The sequence below is a fragment of the Haloferax sp. ATB1 genome (assembly GCF_000730175.1).
The window spans coordinates 1-19,489 of the sequence record NZ_JPES01000097.1 but is presented as its reverse complement, the minus strand read 5'-3'; the positions used below and the strand labels follow the sequence as shown (position 1 = coordinate 19,489).

Sequence of the window (19,489 nt, the reverse complement as noted above, 5' to 3'; positions counted from 1 at the left end):
ACATAGAGTTCGACGAAATCGACTTGAATCGACAGCGGCGCGTCATCGAGATACGTAGGGAGCCTGAGCGTCTCATGGCCGGTCTTTGGCCCGACCGGCGCACCGGCCGCGGCGAGCACGCGACCCAACACCGCGGCGTCGCGTCGCGGGACGAGTTCGGTCGCGCGTCGCTCGTCGTCGGTGTGAATCGTCCGGTGGCCCACACCGAGCGTTGTGAGCGCGTCGGCGACGGTGTCGCGGGTTGCCTCGTCGACGACGAACGACGGCCGGTAGTTCTCCAGGGCGATGCTCCCCGTCGCGAACACCGCGGCGACGAGGCGGTTGAGCGCACGCGCGGCTGGCTGGCGAGGTGACTCGGGGAACCAGCCGTTATCGATGGCCGTCTGCAGTCCACGGACCACGTCCGGGACGCTTCCGTCTATCCACTCGCGGACGCGACTCCGCGGGAGGCCGAGCGCGGTCCCGACTGCGGTCGACCCCTTGTCGGGGTTGGCTGCGACGTAGTCCATCGTCTTGCGGTACTGCAGGACGTACTCCCACGGATCGTCGACCGGCGTTGTGTACGTCCGCGCGACTCCTGGCTCCGTCGCAAGCGGCATGAGAGCCTGAACGTGTTGCCCAGAGATAACTATCTCGGTTCGGGACATTCAGTGTGAGCGTAACGATTGCGACGCGTTGAGGCGGTTCTACTGGGTTGGGTAGGTGGGTTTCCCTCCCGAATTGTCTGTGTTTGTGATTGTTCCGTGCTATGAGATAGTCACTCAATCTATCTTTATTAGCATGCCCAACATATGTTTGGTTGTAAGCCCACTACAGGGGTTCGCATCCACACAACAGGTACCTCATCTGTTCGCTGTGTGCGACACGCGTCGACCACCCGTCGATGGCCGTCTGTTCGGGCACAGGAACCATACAATGCAACTTACCAACCTCTTCAACGACGACGCTGCCGTTTCGCCCGTTATCGGCGTGATTCTGATGGTCGCAATCACGGTCATCCTCGCGGCCGTCATCGGGACGTTCGTCCTCGGCCTCGGCGACCAAGTCGGCGACACGGCGCCCCAGGCGAGTTTCGGGTTTGACTTCGCAAATGACGTGTCTGATACTAACACGAGCGCCCAGGTCATCATCACGCACGAATCTGGCGAAGCCATCTCGGCGGATCGTCTGACGGTGAGCATCGACGGAGCTGGCGTTGCCGCTGTGTCGGATAATTACCACTACAGTTCGGCCTTCCCGACGGATGTCGGGGCTGGGGACTCCGCAACAATCGTGAAGACGGACACCGGTGACGCTGCGTGGTCCGGTGAAGTCATCCGCGTCGTCTGGACGTCCGAATCCGGTTCGAACTCTGCAACCCTGCAGAAGCAGACCGCTCCGCAGTAACGACCCAATTCTATCTGTTTTTGAAAGCTACGTACGCTGTTCGAGACTGACTACCGGAACGTTCGCGTAATCACCGATTCAGCCGAACAACATCATCGCACTCGGGACAGTCCGCGAACAGGCCAGTCCCGCCGTCTTCCGTCTCGAACTCGATTAGCACGTGATACTCGTGAAGCTCCGTCTCGCAGTCCGGACAACGGCCAATCGTCGTCGACTCATTAGTCATAGCGGGAAATGGGTGGGAACGTGTGATCGTACCGGTGCTCCTAGTCGCACTTACGACAAGCACGAAAATAATGATTGGTATTGCTTCAATGCGCGCGGCTGGGGTCACTGACCACCACTAGCTGACTAGAGTACTCCCCGCGGCAGCATGAACGTCACAACAGCCAACGAATGTCGAAAGGGCGATTGAGCCACCAAACCTCTCAAGCCGGTACCCGGCCCGTTCCCCTGGTGACTCAACCGAGTGGTGGGGCGTCTATGGTTATCGGGTGCCGATCTGACATCGTCGACCCCAACTATGCTATATGTGAGCAATACACAAAGTAGTTGGGATTCCAACCATTATTTCTCTGGTTGATTGTAGAACATACATATGTTCGTTACACTACGCGGGCGATAGGTCAGGTTACTGGCCGCCGGCGTCGTCGATAGACGCTCACGAGCCAGATTGCTGCGGCACCGGCGAACAGGAGGTATTGGAACTGCAGGTGTGGGCTGTCGAAGCCGGCGTTGAGAATCCGAATCCACGGGGCGATGTCGTCGCTCGGGTACTGGAGGCCGGGCACCACGGGCCACAACAGAAAGCCGAGTTCGCGCCACTCTTGGCGCAAGACAAGCAGGTACGAGTCACCGACAATATGTGACCCGATTGTGACCGCGAGGACGCGCGCCTCGTACTGGTAGCCTCGACGGGCGAGATACCGGACGCCCAGGAACACGACGGGGACGACGATGAGGAGTGAATGCGCGAGCGACCGCCCGTTCGGGAGCACGCCCGCGTAGGCCAGCGGCTTGTCGATCAGGTCGGGGAGTTGCGTCCCTATCGCGAGGAGCGCGAGCGTCAGGCCGTGTGGGAACCGCGGCTTCCAATCACGAACGCGCGCGAGGGCCACAACGGAGAGATAGCCGAGTGCGAGGTGGCCAAGGGGATACACACGCCGATGGAGGCGCGTCCCGCCCATAAACTCACTCATCGAAATTGTTTTCGCATATATGTATACAGAATCAAGGAGAATACCTGACCCTTTCAGGATGAATCCGACGATTCTCTACACCACCCACCGTTCGACGGCACGTCTGGATATTCCACCATCTCAATCCGAACATTTACAATAAAGACGAGTATAAGTTATTATACAGGCGTTTCGAGATGTTGGAAATCCACCGAACCCATCGAGCGAAAATCCTCAATCACTCCCAAGTGGCTGAGATTCTCGACATTCATGGGTGGAGTGCCAGCAAACTCTGGAACGTAGCGAACTATCACTCCCGCCAAGTATGGAATGATTCGGGTGAAATCCCCGGCCACGAAGACTTGAAAAGCGAATTGAAGAGTCATACAACTTACAAGGGATTGCACTCGCAGTCCAGTCAGCGCGTTCTGGAGGAACTCGCTGAATCCTTCAATTCGTGGTATGGCAAACGCAAGTCTGACGACCGCGCAAACCCACCCGGCTACCGCAAGAAAAACTACTACGACGACGATGGCAACCGTGTCCACGAAGAACATCCTCGTTCGACAGTAACGTGGAAGCAGAACGGAATTCGTCACGACACAAAACACAACCGCGTCAGGCTGTCCAAAGGCGCGAGTCACAAGGAACACCCGAAAGCGTGGGAGTACATCCTTGTCGAATACGAAACTGGTCCCGGTGTCTCGGTTGAGAATCTGAAACAGGTTCGAGCCGTTTACAACAAGGCCAAACAAGTGTGGGAACTGCATCTCGTCTGCAAAGACGAAATCGAGACGCCTACCGCTCCCGGTAACGAGACAGCAGGTGTTGACCTTGGCATCTGTAACTTCGCGGCAGTCGCGTACAGCACCAAGGAAGCCGACTTGTATCCCGGTAATCGCTTGAAGCAGGACGGGTACTACTTCCCGAAAGAAATCGCTAACTGCGACGACTCGGGAGGCTCTGAGGCAACTCGTCTACACCACAAGTGGTCGGAGCGCCGTACCCACTTCTTCCATAGCCTCGCTAAACACATCGTTGAGAAGTGTATCGAGCGTGGCGTGGGTAGCATCAACATCGGAAAACTTGCTGGTGTCCGTGAGGACGAAAATGGTGAGCCGAAGAATTGGGGTCGGCACGGCAACCTCGACTTGCACGGGTGGGCGTTCGACCGCTTCACGAAGATTCTCACCTACAAGGCGAAAGTTGAGGGCATCGAAGTCGTAGAGGTGTCTGAGCGCAACACGAGCAAGACGTGTTGCGTGTGCGGTAGGGAAGACTACAATCAGCGTATTGAGCGTGGCCTGTACGTGTGCGAGACGTGTGATGCGGCGTTCAACGCTGACGTGAATGGGGCGGAAAACATCCGTCTCGACCTGAATCAAAGTAACTCCAAGTCTGGACCCCGTTTGGGTGGAGATAGGAGTACCGGCTGGTTGGCACAGCCCGGAGTCTACCTTCATGACTTGTCCCACGGATTCTCACCGAGGGAACAAGTGGTTGACTGCAAACCCTAATATCCCAACGCTCGGGATTCCCGCGTCTTCAGGCGCGAGAGGATGTCAACAATATTATATTCTGTCTACACAGACTGCTCAGACGATAAACTCTTTACGAGGCTCCCCGAGTCAACACAATAGAAACCGTTCGTGGAGTGCACCGAACACTGCACAGTGTTTCGGCGGTACTCACAAACAGGTGGTCAACCTCTATGGGAACGTCAAGCGCACACAACGACACTCAGCATGCAAAACAGCTGGGTAACGGCAAAGACGGTACGTCGAAATCGGACATCAGACTAAGCGGCGAGGAGCTACTCCTCCCCGCAGACAGCGACATCACGCCCACGCTCTCGGTCGTGATGCCCACCCTCAACGAAGAAGGTGGCATCGCCCAGTGTATCGAGTGGGTCAAAGCCGCCCTCGAGGACATGCAGATCTACGGCGAGGTCGTCGTCGCCGACAGTTCGGACGACCGCACGCCCGAGATCGCCGAAGAGAATGGCGCGGTCGTCATCGAACCCGACGGCAAGGGCTACGGGTACGCGTATTTGTACGCCTTTGAGCAGGTCCGCGGTGACTACATCGCCATGGGCGACGCCGACTGCACCTACGACTTCAAGGAGCTGCCGAAGCTGTTGAACCTCGTTCGCTCCGGCGAGGCCGACATGGCCATGGGCTCGCGGCTTGAAGGTGAGATTCTCCCTGGCTCGATGCCGCCGCTGCACGAACACGTCGGGAATCCGTTGTTGACGAAGTTCCTGAACGTCTTCTACGGCGCTGGCGTGAGTGACGCCCACTCGGGCATGCGCGTGTTCAGTCGGGACGCCTGGGAGACCATGGATTGTTCGTCGACTGGCATGGAGTTCGCCAGCGAGATGATTATGGAGGCCGGTGCGAAGGATTTGGAGATTGAGGAAAAGCCGATTACCTATCATCCGCGTGAGGGTGAGGCCAACCTTGAGAGCTTCCCCGATGGCTGGCGACACGTTCGGTTTATGCTCGTGAACGCGCCGGGGTACCTGTTCTCCGCACCCGGCTTCGGGCTGTCTGTGATTGGTGTGCTGGCGCTGCTGTTAGCGTGGACTGGGACCGAGATCGGTGGGGCGACGTTCGGCATCCACACCGGCATCGGTGGTGGCCTGCTGACGCTCGCTGGCTTCCAGTTGATGCTGTTCGGGGCGTTCTCGACGGTGTCGTCTGACCCGGTTCGTGGTGCGAGCGATCCGTTTACGACCTGGTTCACGGAGCATATTTCGCTTGAGCGCGGGGCGACGATTGGGTCGCTCGTGTTCCTTAGTGGGCTCGCTTACGGTGGCTTCCTGGCCTTTACGTGGGTGACGAGTGGGTTTAGTGCGCTCCCGATTGCCGTCGCTGACGTCGTGGCCACCGTGGCTGTGGTGATTGGTCTGCAGATGGTGTTCGGGTCGTTCCTGTTGGGTTCGCTCGGCGAGTAATCCGGCACCGCTTTTCTCGCGACGTTCCCTTTTACTGAAACTGAACTAAAACTGAAGACACGTTGGTTCTGCCGTGCTTACTCGAGCGCGTTGAGGTATCGCTCGACGTACGGGTGGTGACTTTCGTATGGCGGTTCGAAGACCTCCAGTTTGCTATGTTGGGCGTCCATCTCGAGATTGTCGTCGTCGAGTGTCACCTCGAACGCAGTCGCGAGGTAGTGTTTCGAGTCGACGCCCTCGACCTCCGAGGTGTCGTAGAAGTGTTCGAACGTTCCCAGTCGCGACTCGATGGTCACGCCGACGCCTAACTCCTCTTCGGCGACGCGGTGGACGGCATCCGTCAGCGTCTCGTTTTTGAACACCGTCCCACCGGGAACGAACCACTCGCCACGTGCGGGTTCGTTCTCACGAAGGCCGAGGACGATGCCACCCTCGTGACGAATCACGAGGTCGACGGAGACCAGCGGGACGTTCGCGACGATTGCTTCCCACTCGTCGTCGGGAATCCACGTGTCCTGCTCGTCCGCCTGGGTGGGTTGGTCGGCCATCTATTCGTCGTCGCCGAGGTAGTAGTCGACGCAGGCTTCGAGGCCGTCTTCGAAGCTCCATTCGGGCTCCCACCCGAGCGCTTTCGTCTTCGTCGCATCGATGGCGTAGCGCTGGTCGTGGCCCGCGCGGTCCTCGACGAACTCGATTTGGTCTTCCAACCCACCGGCGGCTTCGATAATCTTCTCCGTCGTTTCGAGGTTCGACAGTTCGACACCGCTGCCGATGTTGTACACCTCGCCGATCTCGCCCTCTCGGAGGACGACATCGAGGGCTGCACAGTTGTCTTCGACGTAGATCCACTCGCGGACGTTCGAGCCGTCACCGTAGACCGGGAGCGTCTCGCCGTTCGCAGCGCGCTGGATGAACTTCGGAATGAGTTTCTCCGGGTGCTGTCGCGGACCGAAGTTGTTGCAGGTTCGCGTGATGAGCGTCGGCAGGTCGTGGGTTTCCCGGTAACTCTGGACGAGTAGGTCCGCACCGGCTTTCGTCGCCGAGTAGGGGTTCCGTGGCACGAGTGGGTCGTCTTCCGTGAACTTTCCTTCGTGAATCTCGCCGTACACCTCGTCGGTCGAAATCTGGAGGAATCGGTCGATGTCCGCATCGAGGGCGGCATCGAGGAGCGTTTGCGTCCCTTGAACGTTCGTCGAGACGAACGGTTCTGCCCCGCCGATGGAGCGGTCGACGTGCGACTCCGCGGCGAAGTTCACGATGACATCGGACTCGGCGACGAGGTCGTCCACGAGCTCGCGGTCGCGGATGTCGCCCTCGACGAACCGATGGTTCGGGTGGTCGAGATAGCCGGCGAGGTTGTCACGCGACCCGGCGTAGGTGAGCGCGTCAAGCGTGACGACGGAATCGTCGCCGTTATCAAGCAGATACCGCACAAAATTCGATCCGATGAATCCAGCACCGCCAGTAACGAGTACGTCCATATGCCACCAACAGAGGCAGCATATATTTACATTTTCATCGACACAACGAGTACATGTACGCATTCGTCACCGGTGCTAACGGCTTGCTCGGGAGTGTCGTCGTCCGGACGCTCCGCGAGCAGGGCCACGCGGTCGTCGGCGGCTATCACTCCGAGGAACCTGCCTTCGACTGTCCCCTCCACCAAGTCGATATCACCGATACTGAACGGGTCGTCGCATTGCTTGATGAGTACGACGTGGATGTCGTCATCAACTGCGCTGCCTATACCGACGTGGACGGTTGTGAATCGAACCCCGAGTTGGCGAACGCCGTGAATGCCGTCGCTCCCAGTACGATTGCAGGAGCCTGTCGCGACCGCGAGATACCGTTCGTTCACTACTCGACGGACTACGTCTTCGATGGCGAAACAGACGGGTTCTACGAGGAGGATGCCGAGACCGCGCCGATTCAGGAGTACGGCCGCTCGAAGCTCGCCGGCGAGCGTGCTGTCCGTGGGGTGAATACTGATGCGCTCATGCTCCGCTTGTCGTTCGTCTACGGCGCACGCGGTGATACGGGCGACCTCGTCGGCTTCCCCCAGTGGGTTGCCTCAACGCTCGCTGCGGGCGACACGGTCCCGCTGTTCACCGATCAGGCGATGACGCCCAGTCGGGCTGGCAACGTCGCGACGACCACGCTGGAACTGCTCGATGCCGGTGTGTCGGGGACTTTTCATGTTGCGAGTCAGTCGGCCGTCACGCCCTACGACTTCGGTGCGGAAATCTGTGAGGTAATTGGTGGCGATCCGACGCTCATCAAGTCATCAGTCATGGCCGACCTCGACCGCCCGGCGGCGAGGCCGCGACGCTCGTGTCTCGATGTGTCGAAGGTAGAAGGCGAACTCGGTCGGCCCCAACCGACGTTGGACGCCGACCTTGAAGCGCTCGAAGCCGCGTTCAGCGATTACAGTTCGTAGCTGGCTTTGTTGTCGAGGAAGTGCTCCTGGTCAGCCTGGTCGAGGTCCGTAAAGCGGAGGACGTTCTCACAGCCCAGTCCGGGGCACTTCATCACGCGGTTCGATTCGAGTTCGTTCGCAGAGACGACGGTTCCGCACTGTGTGCAGGCGTGGGTGATGATGTGCATGGTTAGAGTTTCAGTTGGGAGTTCTCGCCGACGACGAGGCGACGGCCCTCTGGGAGGAAGTCGTCCGCACTGCCGATGTTCGCGCCCTTCCCGAGGAGACTGTCGACGATGCGCCCGGAGGTATTGATGCTCGACTCTCCGATGACGACCGAGTTCTCGATGTGGACGCCTTCGAGCGTCGAGTCCGGGCCGACGGACGTGTACGGGCCGACGTAGGTGCCCGACTTGATGACCGCCCCGTCGGCGATGGAGACCGGGCCACGGACGACTGCGCCGTCTTCGATGGTCGCCGACTCCGCGAGTTCGACGCGGCCGTCGACGGTCGCATCGTCGCTGATGGTACCCTGTTTTCGGAGCGACTTGTCCTCGAGGACGAGTTGGTTCGCCTCGAGGATGTCTTCGGGCTTGCCGGTGTCTTTCCACCAGCCCTCCACGACGTGCGAGTCGATGGCGTAGCCGTCCTCGAGGAGCGATTGAATCGCGTCCGTGATTTCGAGTTCGCCGCGCCACGAGGGTTCGAGTTGCTCGATGGCGTCGAAGACCGCAGGCGAGAAGACGTACATCCCGATAAGTGCGAGATTCGTCGGTGGCTCGTCCGGCTTCTCGATGAGTTGGGTGACGTTGCCCTGGTCGTCGACGTCCGCAATCCCGAACTGCTGTGGGTTCTCGACTTCCTGGAGCGCGATGCCCGCACCGAAGTCGCCCGACTCGAAGCTTTCGACGAGGTCGACGACGCCCTCTTTGAGGATGTTGTCGCCGAGGTACATCACGAAGTCGTCGTCGCCGACGAAGTCCTTCGCACAGCCTGCCGCGTGTGCGAGGCCAAGCGGGTTGCCCTGGACGATGTAGGTGATCTCGACGCCGTAGTCGGAGCCATCGCCGAGGAGGTCCTGGATTTCCTCGCGGCCCTTGTGGCCGAGGATGACGCCGATTTCAGTAATCCCTGCTTCTTTGAGGTCCTCGACCGCGTATTCGAGGACGGGTTTATTCGCGACCGGAACGAGTTGCTTCGGCCCAGTATGAGTAATGGGTCGGAGACGGGAGCCCGTGCCTCCTGAGAGAAGTACGCCTTTCATCGATATGAGACGATACCTTACACGGTACTAAATAAGTTTGTGCTCTGCTGACAGGCAGGCTCGTTAGCCGTGAATCTCCGCGTTCCAGTCGTACGGAATCCGGTCGTCGTCGTACGGAATCCGCTCTTCGTCGGGGTCTTCGTAGTCGTATAGGTTCGTCGGGTAGTTGATGAGGAGTGATGGCTCGTCGCCGATGGCTTTGAATCCGTGCCAGCAGTCACCCGGGATGCGGATAACCTGCTGGTTGTGCTCGCCGATGACGAACGTGTCGAGTTCGCCTTGCGTGGGCGAGTCTTCGCGGTCGTCGTAGATGCCCACCGTGATGCGGCCCTTCGGACAAACGAAGTGGTCGATCTGCCCCTCGAGATGGCGATGCCAGGCTCGCACGACTCCGGGGTACGTCATCGAATAGTAGGACATCTCCGGGTCGATTTCGTATTCGTCCCAGTCGCTGCGGAACACTTCGACTAAGTGGCCGCGCTGATCGGCGTTGACTTGGAGGTCGCGGATTTCGACGTCGTGGATGTTTGGCATGTCTATCTATTGGTTTGCCCAATCACTATATCTGTAATGGTACACTTCTATCCAATCACCTTGTCTGGGAACTTAACAGATATACCGATTCTCTGTTCATAATGAGTTCACGTAACCGACAACATTGTTACTTCATCGATATTCTGATTAATTTTGGTTGACCAACTTCACCGCACTTTGAGCAGCCAGTATTAACGAGATCTGTTTATTTTATACAATTATTATACTGTGTGATTCTTCTCAATAGGTACCTGTAGAAAGATTCATACATCACCGCTAGAAATCCTGCTGAGGTGAATTAGCTCAGAACTATGACTGAAAATATAAGCTCTGCACGGCTGATAATCTTACTGCAATAGTAACTGGCTCAGCTCGCGGAATCGGTGAAGCGATCGCTCGACGACTGGCTTCAGAAGGTGTGTCTGTTGTTGTAACTGATAAGAACGAATCAGACGGCAAGGCAGTAGCTCAATCAATTAGAGATGCTGGCCGATCTGCAGTTTTTATCAAGACCGATTTGCGCTCGCCAGATGAGGTCTCAGCCTATTCGAGGCAACATTTGAAAGATTTGAATCCATAGACATCCTCGTCAACAACGCTGCTGTCCATACTTCTGATAGTGTTGGCGATGTGTCCATTGATGAGTGGGATTCTGTTCTCGAAACAGACTTTCGCTCTTACTGGCTTTGTGCGAAGTATGCACAAGAATATATGGATGAGGGAAGTATAATCAATATCTCCTCAAACCATGCGTTTAGCACGATGCCAGCACACTTTCCGTACAATGCTGTCAAAGCTGGTATCAATGGTATGACTCGTTCAATGGCCCTTGATTTCGGTCCTGAGATCCGTGTCAATACCATCAATCCGGGGTGGGTCGCCGTTGAGCGAACGACAGACGAAATGGATAACGAAGAGCGTCAACATCTTGAGTCAATTCATCCAATTGGTCGAATTGGTACACCAGAAGACATCGCTGGTACTGTCGCGTTTCTTGCTAGTGAGGACGCAGCTTTCATCACAGGGGCTAGTCTTCTTGTTGACGGTGGCCGCTCCGCGGTAATGCAAGACGATGTGCTTCCCGATTACCGGGAGGCCCGTGAGCGTTGATTACTCTTGTTTTAGACCTGTGATGAGGTTTTCGACAGCCCGATCGTGAACCCGGTTTACTGCCTCGGTTGTATTCTGTGCATTATGTGAGCCCAGGACTACCGAGTCAAAAGTTGTAAGCGGGTCGCTATCTGATAGTGGTTCTTCTTCGAATACATCGAGTGCAGCACCCGCTATCGTGTCTTCGCGTAGTGCCTTAACTAGTGCATCTTGATCAATGAGTTGCCCTCGTGCTGTATTAATAATGTAGCCGTTCCCGCCAAGTTGTTCTAACTCATCAGCGCCGATCATGTTCCGTGTCGCCTCGGTAAGCGCACAATTAAGACTGACAACGTCCGAACGGGTGAGAAGTTCTTCCTTACTGACTCGCTTGATCCCTGTCTCCTTTACCAACTCCTCAGGGAACGGCTCAATATCCGAGCCAAGAACTTCCATTCCGAGAGCATGGGCACGCTGGGCTACTGTTGAGCCGATGTCACCCACGCCAATGACGCCAAAGGTTTTTCCTGCGAGCGAGGTTCCACGAGGACAGTACCAATCACCGTTCTGGACGGCACTGTCGATCTGGTGAAGTTGCCGAGTAAGCATAATCGTGTAGCCTACAACTACATCCGCAACCTCGTCGTTGAATGCCCCCGGGGTATTATAAACTTCAACACCGTGCTCCTCTGCGGCCTCGGTGTCGATCCCATCGATACCAATTCCCCATTTCGAGATGACTTTCAGCTTTTCTGCCCTTGAAATAACCTGCTCAGTAAATTCATCATCTCCTGCGAGTACACCATCGTACTTATCAATAATTTCGAGAAGTTCACTCTCTGTGAGCTGCTGGTCAACGTCAGCAATATCGTATACAATATCGCGCGATTGAAACTGATCAGCGTAATCGTTGATCGAGTCCAGGATAAGTGGACATGATATCAGAACACGTTGGGACATTTCACTCGAGACATATAGTTAGTCTATAGAAAGGTTTGTGATTGCCGAACCGTTCTACGAGGTTGCGTCCGAGCCCTTCCCTTCGCCAGCAGCACTAATGTTCCCATCTCGTTCTGTGTAGTTGATCTTCTGCGATTCCCCGCGTCTATTTGTTGTCGTGTCGTTTGATGATTGAGGCTCATCCTGGTTGGACGCATTTGACTCGGGGAACGTGTCTCGGTCCGGGTAATAGAACCGTTGCCAGAGTTGTTCTGGAATTGGTCCTTCTTTTGAGAACCCACGATATGTACCCCAAAACTGGAGTAAACGAAACTCCGGTATCTCTTGTAGATTTCCTCTCAATTCACCCTTCTGTAAAGCTGTTTTGTAGTCAGAGAGGATGTTTTTCACAGAGAGGGTTATAAAATCAGATAGAGAGAATGACTGATTTGGCATGATTTGTTTATGAGCGTATGCTTCCCTACGGTACCGGTTGAATATCTCTTTTGCTGTCTCATCATGGACATGAATTATCTCCGCCTCCGATGCATAGGAGATATCGTATCCATCTTTTTGTACCCGCTTGGCCCAGTCAACGTCTTCAAGCCCGGTTAACTGCTCATCGTAAGGATAGTCTTCCCAGATCTCACGGCGAATCGCAGCGTTCGCGTTGTTACAGAAAGGATGGCCCTGTCGCTCAATATCTTCATTGGGGAACCATTGCTTGAATATCTGGTTCTCAGCAAAGGTTGTCACTTCGTTTCCTCTCTGTTTCCCGTAGACTAAGGCAACTTCCTCGTCAAACTTGGATAGTATTTGTTCCAGCCAATCGCTCCGTGTTGGATAGACATGAGCACTCGCAATTACGCAGAATTCGCCCTTAGCCGCCTCACAACCGTAATTAAGGGCACGGCCGAAGGAAAATTCTTCAGGATCAATATATACAATCTCTTCTACGTCGAACTGTTTCGCAATTTCTATCGTACCGTCAGTAGATCCCGAATCCACAAGGATAACCTCAAAATCCTGCATTGACTGTTTTGATAAACCGTGGAGTAACTTCCCGAGATGGTCGGCCTCGTTATAACAGCGGATAACGAGCGATGCGCGTGGTGAATCCATGGCTAATCAGGTAGATGTTACCTGACTAAATTTATCTTCGGGTTTTGTTTATTCGGTTATTTCAACGGGATACACAAGTATTATGAAATCAGAAACTGCGCCTACTTGTATGAAAGTCGCCGCAGTAATACCTGCACGGATGGGCTCGTCACGGTACCCCGGTAAGCCGCTCTGTGACATTCTGGGCATGAGCATGATTGAACACGTATATCGGCGAACCCGTATGAGTAAATCAGTAGACGAGACATACATTGCCACCCCAGACGAGGAGATTCGAAAAGAAGCTGAAAAGTTTGGAGGTGATGTGATTATGACCGGGTCGCACACGCGCGCAACCGATCGAGTTGCAGAAGCTGCCGAAGATCTGGATGCAGAAATAATCGTCGTCATGCAGGGTGATGAACCACTCGTGTACCCAGACATGCTCGACGATGCAATCGCACCAGTGCGTGATGAGGAGGAGATCAAAGTAACCAACCTTGCGAAACCTATCGCAGACGAAGACGAGTACCCTGATCCAAACAACGTAAAAGTCGTTGTTGATGAGGACTGGAACGCTCTGTATTTCTCACGGGCCCCAGTTCCGTATATTCATGAGGGAGAGTACGAGGATGCACCCGTTTATCATCAGGTATGTGTAATTCCGTTTGAGCGGGAGTTCTTGTTCGAATTCACGTCAATGGATGAGACAAAATTAGAACAAGTTGAATCGGTCGACATGCTTCGTCTACTTGAGAATGGATATGATGTTCGATTAGTAGAAAATGACAGGGAAACATATCCAGTAGATACGCCAGAGGATCATGAGAAAGTAATCGAAATGATGTCTGAGGATGATCTATTTAATAAGTATGGTGGCACGTAGTTTTCTGCGAGCAGATTCGCACAACGTACTTGTGTAGAACATTGTTGGTGTAGTGACATCTTGCGATCTTGTTCTCCGGAACTTTCGACGGGTTTCGCCGCAGAACAGGAAGATGAGCGGCCAAGTGGGTTTTGGATTGCTCACCATCGGCGGCCGACCGCCGTTGAAGTTCTAACTCAGTCTGTCGACACCACTATCATTCCACGCGCCGGCCGATACATGCGTGTCGTAAGTCCTTGTGTTATTCCGCAACAAAGACGAATCAGGCATCAACCGGCAATACATTTCCGTAGTTCCTGAATCAAACCCTGGCAGATATATCCAGTATATCCGATTAAATTGGTAATAAGATGTGTCACCGGTCCTCTAACTATTATGCACCAACAGATTGATTAGCATTTGAATGCTGCCGATAGCTATGGAAACTCTTGTAATTGGGCTCGATGGTGGTGAATGGGATGTTATCGAACCCATGATTGAAGAAGGACAGCTTCCCCATCTAGCTGATCTCAAAGAATCTGGTGTATCTGGACCACTTGAGTCCATCAGACCGCCCGTTTCCCCACCTGCATGGAACTCTATTCAGACAGGTATGAATCCTGGGAAACATGGTATTTTCGACTTTAGTGATTTTGATGAGAAGTACCGTCGAACTTCGACCAATGCATCTGATCGTTGTGCTGTCCCATTTTGGACAATTCTCAACGACTACGGAACGACAACAGGACTATTCAAAGTTCCATTCACATATCCTCCGGAAGATGTGGATGGATATATTGTCAGCGGGTTTCCAACACCTAATGGTACAGACGATTTTGTCCGACCTATGTCACTCCAAGAAATGACTGGCCCGGCCAAAGATCTCTTTGAGGATAAATCTCTCTACACCGGCGGTAATCAGGAGAAATTTAAAGAAAACTTGATTAAGGTGGCGGAGCATCAAACCGAGTTGTTCATTGAATTAATTGAAAGCCACGAAACTGAGTTTGGGATGTCTGTATACGATGGTAGTGACCGTATCCAACATTACTTTTGGAAATATATGGACGAATCCCATCCGCGGTACGAACCTGATTCACCACATACAGGTGCGATTGAACAATACTACAAAATTGTAGACGACGGTATCGGCAGAATTCTGGAACGAACAGGCGATGATTGTGATGTACTTGTTATTTCTGATCACGGCTTTGGTCCTCTATCGTATGACATTTACATTGACGAATGGTTGGCGCAGGAAGGCTTTCTAACCCGGAATAATCAGAATAAGGCCAGACAGACTAGTACTGATGTCGCACTCTTGGCACTAAAGTCTGGGTGGCAATTAGTGAAGCAAGCTGGACTACAAGATACGGTCAAGTCGATTGTCCCTGCTTCTTGGTTTAAGACCGGCAAATCGCTTGAACATGATTCGCACCGTGGTATTGCTTGGGATGAAACAGTAGCCTTTTTTTCAACCCTATCTGGACAAGGTATATTCATCAATCTCGAGGATAGATTCGCCAAGGGTAGAGTAACTGGCGAGGAATACGACAAAGTAATTGAACAGGTTCGTGAGTCGTTACTGTCGATTCGGCATCCGGAAACGAATGAACAACTTGTCGAAGAGGTCATTCGAAGTGATGAGGCCTACTCCGGTTGGGTTGTCGATAATGCCCCTGACCTAATTGTCCGGACGGATCCAGAGTATACTCTAAAAAATGGTTCATCCGATGAGTTGGTTCGTTCTTCAAAGCAGTTTGATCAGGATAGATCCGGTGACCACCGAAAGAAGGGCATGTTCATTGCCTCAGGACCAAGTTTCGATTCAGGCACAATAGAGAATGCAGGAATATTGGATATTGCACCAACATTATTATATTTGCACGAATGTCCTATTCCGGATTCTATTGATGGGGAGGTGTTACACGAAATAATCACAGAGGATCTGAAAGAAAATAATCCGATTAACCATACGAGTAAATATGGTGAATTCAGCGGAGAACGACGAGAATGGAGTGAAAATGAGGAAGAGGCCTTAGAAGAGAGGCTAAGCAATATGGGTTACCTCAATTAAATATGGATAAACAGACCGAAGGTGGGGTCTCCGTCCTTGCCACACAAGGTAGCATCACGCTCTTTGGCAACATTTGCGGGAAGGTTTTAGGTTTCGTATTTGCTGCCATTGCTACCAGACTCGTTGATCCGACAGATTACGGAATCTATACATTAGCCTTGTCTATTGTGATTTTCATCCAAGGATTTGCCAGTCTGAATATTTATCGATCGGTTGATTTTTTCATCCCACAGTTTATTAATGAAAATGAGTACGGGAAAGCCAAGATGGCGCTTCGCAATGTAATTATAATCGGTTTATTGTCATCAATGGTTGGTTTGGCTATTTTATTATTGAGTGCTTCAACTTTAGACGGATATATTTGATAAACCTCAATTGGCATTCGTGCTTTCAATATTTGCTTTGTTAATCCCAATTCAGACAATAAACAAAATTCTAATTGCATCATTCAATAGCATTAAAAATATGACATATAGGGTAATAATGAAGGACATTCTGAATCCATTGAGTCGGATCATTGCGATAATAATTCTCATCTCCGCTGGATTTGGGATTGCCGGCTTAATTTCTGGATATCTACTCGGAGTGGTATTCTCCGTGTTTATCGGCTTAATATTGTTTGTTTATGAAGCAGACTGGTTCACGCATTCAGAGACAGATCAAATATCTAATCGTGATCTGTTGTCATACTCTCTGCCGTTGGTCCTTACAGGAGCAATATATGCTCTAGTCGGACAAATTGATTACTTTGTAATCGGTTACTACATAGGATCCACAGAGGTTGGTCAATACCAAATCGGATTTATTCTTGCCTCAAATATCCTTATTGGACTCCAAGCAATCACACCAGTATTCAAACCAATTATTGCAGAAAACATCCATAATACAAAAATCATTGAGAGTCAGTTCAAATTATCAACTCGGTGGGTTACCATCCTCACAATCCCTCCCGCTCTTACACTTGCACTAGCTCCGGATCCCTATCTTTCGATTTTGTTCACAAATCAGTATACTGCAGCGAGCGCTGCTGTTGTCCCCCTTTCACTTGGATATCTTATTAACGCATCATTCGGACCAGAGGGAATGGTACTTGAAGGACTTGGACATACCCGTCTTACCTTATTAAACACATTCGTCCTCGTCAGTACGAACGGGGTTTTGGATCTACTTCTAGTTCCTGTGCTTGGGGTTTTGGGTGCAGGAATTGCAACCGGTACTGCACTTACAGTTGCTGGGTTGGTTGGGGTTATTGAAATATATTATATTCGGGGGGTCCATCCATACAGCGCTCAATTAATGAGAGTCTGGGTCGCGATAGCGTTCCCACTCGCTGTGGGTATAGTTATGACTTCCTTCCTCGAAGGACTGTTACTCATCATCACACTTCCGGTATTTACCTTGATTTCATTCATCTTAGGGCTACACATAGTTGGTGGGTTTACATCTGAAGATGCAAAAGTTGCTGATCAATTTGACCAGCGAATTGGGTATCCAGTTATCAAGACTCTACTTATGATAAGCATGAATAAATAAGTCAAAACTATTGTATTTGAAAACCTGTTCGTAGATATGGCTCAAAAAGTGAAAAGTGAAGTACAGCACTCAGATAATGTCACAGAAGACCTGCGAGATCCTAAGTCTACGCGCGGGTCGACGACCTTGATCTCGAAGCTCTGTGAGGAACAGTACTGATTTACTTCGTGCAAACGCTATTATCTATTATCTTCGGACGAGGTTCGATCTGGAACAGCTTGAACGGGTCGGACTAAGGACAAAGACGGCACAGAGGGGGCCACCCATTCGGAAGCAGCATGGGATAATCACGTTCCACGCGTACGCGGGAATTGAGGAACAAACGGTACAGGCTAGCGATTCGCCATTCGATTGTCGTTGATACCACCAACAGTATCCTTGCGGAGTTCCTTGGCGTTTTCGACATCAAGGCCCTCCATCTTGACTGCGAATTCTGCGAAAGTAGGTATTGTCCTGCTACAGGCACACAACCACGTGTTATCATCTCGATCACCCGACGGCCACCGAACGGCCAGGCCGTCCGGCAACGAGCAAATAAATTTCTTTAGTAGATAACAAGGCTGTCGCGTCGGTGGGGGTCGCTGCCAACAACGATGGTTTTGTCAACTTTTTGCAACTACTACATCAAGGGCAGAACGGTCCGAACCAGGTCTCAGACATCAGAAAGGGTCAACAGAGGATACTTCATGAAGTATTGATCTTAGGCCATGATTTCAATATGCTACTTACAGAACTCGGAATAGGTTCGAATGAATGTTCAGAGAGTTATGACTCCGAATTGAGACGCTACAATCGCTTCAAACACTCCAAAACCAGAATCGTAGAATCGTGGCTTCAAGCGTTTTCTGTCTGCTTGAATCAGCTAATCTTAACAATGAGTATATACACAAGGTCGAGTTTTGACACATAATGGTTATTTTTGACTGATAAGTGTAGCTGCTGTATAATACCCATCTGTATAAATGTAATAAAAATCCAATAGTTGACATATTGTTCAATAGCTGAATAGTCTTAACTCGCGATTAGCGTAGTTAGGCAACCGATTAGTAATACCGCAATTAGCCATAGTTTGAGCGATTTCATTGCGTCCACTTTTGAAAAGCAAGAGGGTGTTCTTCCACAACTATTTTATATATTCTGTCTCTTCTATAGTGTATAGTTATCAAATTCACGCTTGACCGAGTCTGGCTATTTTAAGCATTAAATTATGACAACAGATCTGCTTTCTACCTCTATCACGTGACCACCAATAGTAAATTAATCCCCTGCATCAAATGAAGTCAACTCAAAAATCAAAACTGGCTATGTCTCTCTCGATATTACTCTTAGCTGCACTTTTTGTTAACTTTGTAGGACCGCGCAAGTATTTCGGGCCGTGGGCTTTCGGTTTCATTATTGAGCCATTTACTACTAATGTCAGTAGCATCACAGCAACAGAAAGTTTCGTCAAATCCACACATGCTCGAAGCCAATTCTACATAGCCTTTGTAGATATAATTCAATTGTTCACAAATGATGATATGATGTTGTATCCGGGAATTATTATTATAGGCATATTCGTATACTCGTTCCTTCAGGGGTTACCGCGCTTCTCGAGAATCATCGCTACGACGGTCACGATCTCCGGACCAATCGCAATGATACTCTACGCGTATTCCCTGAGTCGGGGTGCAGTAGATATTATACTTTTACAGACAATCATTCTATTACTGATAGTATCTCTCCGAAACAAGAAGTATAACCTAATGGCGGTGACAGTTGGTAGCGGTGGAATTATTATTTGGACACTCCATCAATCAGTGTACCCTTTCCTCGTTATATTACTCTGCTCACTCACGATCTTTAACTGGACCAATAGTGGAAAAAGACAATTTCCAATAACGGTTGCTGCGCTAACGGTACCTATAACAATTTTTCCCGAACCATTCAGAGTATACGTAAGCTCTACCATAGCTGTGTCCCGTGCATTGCTGGACCCGACTACTGGTATTTCTCTCTATGGGTCAAATCTTGATGCTGTTGAAATGGTGGTATCTAGTCCCCCATCACTTCCACCATCCTGGCTAGGACCAATCGTATATGTAAACCTATCTATTTTGTTACAGGTTTTTAATTGTCACTTTGGATCACTGCTGTACCGGGCCAAGGCGG

19 protein-coding genes and 1 pseudogene are annotated in these 19,489 nt (G+C 51.8%); 10 read left to right on the top strand and 10 right to left on the bottom strand.

The features are described from left to right. The coding region (locus ATB1_RS16100) for a hypothetical protein (protein WP_042665602.1) at nucleotides 1–599 on the bottom strand (599 nt) is incomplete at its 3' end. A gap of 316 nt (nucleotides 600–915) precedes the next feature. On the opposite strand from ATB1_RS16100, the gene ATB1_RS16095 reads away from it, so the two are divergent. Next, a complete protein-coding gene (locus tag ATB1_RS16095) occupies nucleotides 916–1,386 on the top strand; it encodes a type IV pilin (RefSeq protein WP_042665600.1) in 471 nt (156 codons plus the stop codon). Between the two features lie 70 nt (nucleotides 1,387–1,456). Here the strand turns inward: ATB1_RS16095 and ATB1_RS22535 are convergent, their stop codons facing one another. Beyond that, complete coding sequence (locus tag ATB1_RS22535; protein WP_042665599.1) at nucleotides 1,457–1,612, bottom strand: hypothetical protein; 156 nt, start codon at nucleotides 1,610–1,612, stop codon at nucleotides 1,457–1,459. Between the two features lie 400 nt (nucleotides 1,613–2,012). Then, nucleotides 2,013–2,585 carry a metal-dependent hydrolase gene (locus ATB1_RS16085; RefSeq protein WP_241768307.1) on the bottom strand — a complete coding sequence of 191 codons (573 nt, stop codon included), beginning with the start codon at nucleotides 2,583–2,585 and terminating at the stop codon, nucleotides 2,013–2,015. A gap of 176 nt (nucleotides 2,586–2,761) precedes the next feature. Between ATB1_RS16085 and ATB1_RS16080 the strand changes: the two genes are divergently transcribed. Next, the gene (locus ATB1_RS16080) at nucleotides 2,762–4,081 is read left to right on the top strand and encodes an RNA-guided endonuclease TnpB family protein (RefSeq protein ID WP_042665597.1); all 1,320 of its coding nucleotides are present in this window, start codon (nucleotides 2,762–2,764) and stop codon (nucleotides 4,079–4,081) included. 194 nt (nucleotides 4,082–4,275) lie between these two features. Further along, complete coding sequence (locus tag ATB1_RS16075) at nucleotides 4,276–5,520, top strand: glycosyltransferase family 2 protein (RefSeq protein ID WP_052368066.1); 1,245 nt, start codon at nucleotides 4,276–4,278, stop codon at nucleotides 5,518–5,520. Nucleotides 5,521–5,597: 77 nt separating this feature from the next. Here ATB1_RS16075 and ATB1_RS16070 read toward each other — a convergent pair whose 3' ends face one another. Both ATB1_RS16070 and rfbB read right to left on the bottom strand, forming a co-directional pair. After that, nucleotides 5,598–6,068 carry a GDP-mannose mannosyl hydrolase gene (locus tag ATB1_RS16070; protein WP_042665595.1) on the bottom strand — a complete coding sequence of 157 codons (471 nt, stop codon included), beginning with the start codon at nucleotides 6,066–6,068 and terminating at the stop codon, nucleotides 5,598–5,600. Beyond that, nucleotides 6,069–7,001 carry a dTDP-glucose 4,6-dehydratase gene (gene rfbB, locus ATB1_RS16065; protein WP_042665593.1) on the bottom strand — a complete coding sequence of 311 codons (933 nt, stop codon included), beginning with the start codon at nucleotides 6,999–7,001 and terminating at the stop codon, nucleotides 6,069–6,071. 53 nt (nucleotides 7,002–7,054) lie between these two features. On the opposite strand from rfbB, the gene rfbD reads away from it, so the two are divergent. Further along, a complete protein-coding gene (rfbD, locus tag ATB1_RS16060) occupies nucleotides 7,055–7,957 on the top strand; it encodes a dTDP-4-dehydrorhamnose reductase (protein WP_042665590.1) in 903 nt (300 codons plus the stop codon). Here the strand turns inward: rfbD and ATB1_RS16055 are convergent. The 3 genes from ATB1_RS16055 to ATB1_RS16045 form a co-directional block, all read right to left on the bottom strand. Then, nucleotides 7,945–8,124, bottom strand: coding sequence for a hypothetical protein (locus tag ATB1_RS16055; protein WP_004041942.1), 180 nt, complete (start codon nucleotides 8,122–8,124; stop codon nucleotides 7,945–7,947). The two genes, rfbD and ATB1_RS16055, sit on opposite strands and share 13 nt — an antisense overlap. 2 nt (nucleotides 8,125–8,126) lie before the next feature. Further along, entirely contained in the window at nucleotides 8,127–9,200 is a 1,074-nt protein-coding gene (locus ATB1_RS16050; RefSeq protein ID WP_042665589.1) for a glucose-1-phosphate thymidylyltransferase, read from the bottom strand. A 63-nt stretch (nucleotides 9,201–9,263) separates the two neighbouring features. After that, entirely contained in the window at nucleotides 9,264–9,734 is a 471-nt protein-coding gene (locus ATB1_RS16045) for a dTDP-4-dehydrorhamnose 3,5-epimerase family protein (protein ID WP_042665587.1), read from the bottom strand. A 355-nt stretch (nucleotides 9,735–10,089) separates the two neighbouring features. Between ATB1_RS16045 and ATB1_RS16040 the strand changes: the two are divergent. After that, nucleotides 10,090–10,844, top strand: a pseudogene (locus ATB1_RS16040) (SDR family NAD(P)-dependent oxidoreductase). Here ATB1_RS16040 and ATB1_RS16035 read toward each other — a convergent pair. Both ATB1_RS16035 and ATB1_RS16030 read right to left on the bottom strand, forming a co-directional pair. Further along, the gene (locus ATB1_RS16035) at nucleotides 10,845–11,783 is read right to left on the bottom strand and encodes a phosphoglycerate dehydrogenase (RefSeq protein ID WP_042665584.1); all 939 of its coding nucleotides are present in this window, start codon (nucleotides 11,781–11,783) and stop codon (nucleotides 10,845–10,847) included. Nucleotides 11,784–11,837: 54 nt separating this feature from the next. Further along, on the bottom strand, nucleotides 11,838–12,884 hold the full coding sequence (locus tag ATB1_RS16030) for a glycosyltransferase family 2 protein (RefSeq protein WP_082256461.1): 1,047 nt from the start codon (nucleotides 12,882–12,884) through the stop codon (nucleotides 11,838–11,840). A 109-nt stretch (nucleotides 12,885–12,993) separates the two neighbouring features. Between ATB1_RS16030 and kdsB the strand changes: the two genes are divergently transcribed. From kdsB to ATB1_RS22670, 5 genes are all read left to right on the top strand, one after another. Then, complete coding sequence (kdsB, locus tag ATB1_RS16025) at nucleotides 12,994–13,749, top strand: 3-deoxy-manno-octulosonate cytidylyltransferase (RefSeq protein WP_042665582.1); 756 nt, start codon at nucleotides 12,994–12,996, stop codon at nucleotides 13,747–13,749. Between the two features lie 418 nt (nucleotides 13,750–14,167). Beyond that, nucleotides 14,168–15,805 carry an alkaline phosphatase family protein gene (locus ATB1_RS16020; protein ID WP_042665604.1) on the top strand — a complete coding sequence of 546 codons (1,638 nt, stop codon included), beginning with the start codon at nucleotides 14,168–14,170 and terminating at the stop codon, nucleotides 15,803–15,805. Between the two features lie 2 nt (nucleotides 15,806–15,807). Beyond that, nucleotides 15,808–16,170 carry a lipopolysaccharide biosynthesis protein gene (locus ATB1_RS19970; protein WP_052368064.1) on the top strand — a complete coding sequence of 121 codons (363 nt, stop codon included), beginning with the start codon at nucleotides 15,808–15,810 and terminating at the stop codon, nucleotides 16,168–16,170. Between the two features lie 10 nt (nucleotides 16,171–16,180). Further along, nucleotides 16,181–17,338 carry an oligosaccharide flippase family protein gene (locus ATB1_RS21110; RefSeq protein WP_082256460.1) on the top strand — a complete coding sequence of 386 codons (1,158 nt, stop codon included), beginning with the start codon at nucleotides 16,181–16,183 and terminating at the stop codon, nucleotides 17,336–17,338. Nucleotides 17,339–18,975: 1,637 nt separating this feature from the next. Further along, nucleotides 18,976–19,489: hypothetical protein (locus ATB1_RS22670; RefSeq protein ID WP_206742064.1), on the top strand; the 514-nt coding region annotated here is incomplete at its 3' end.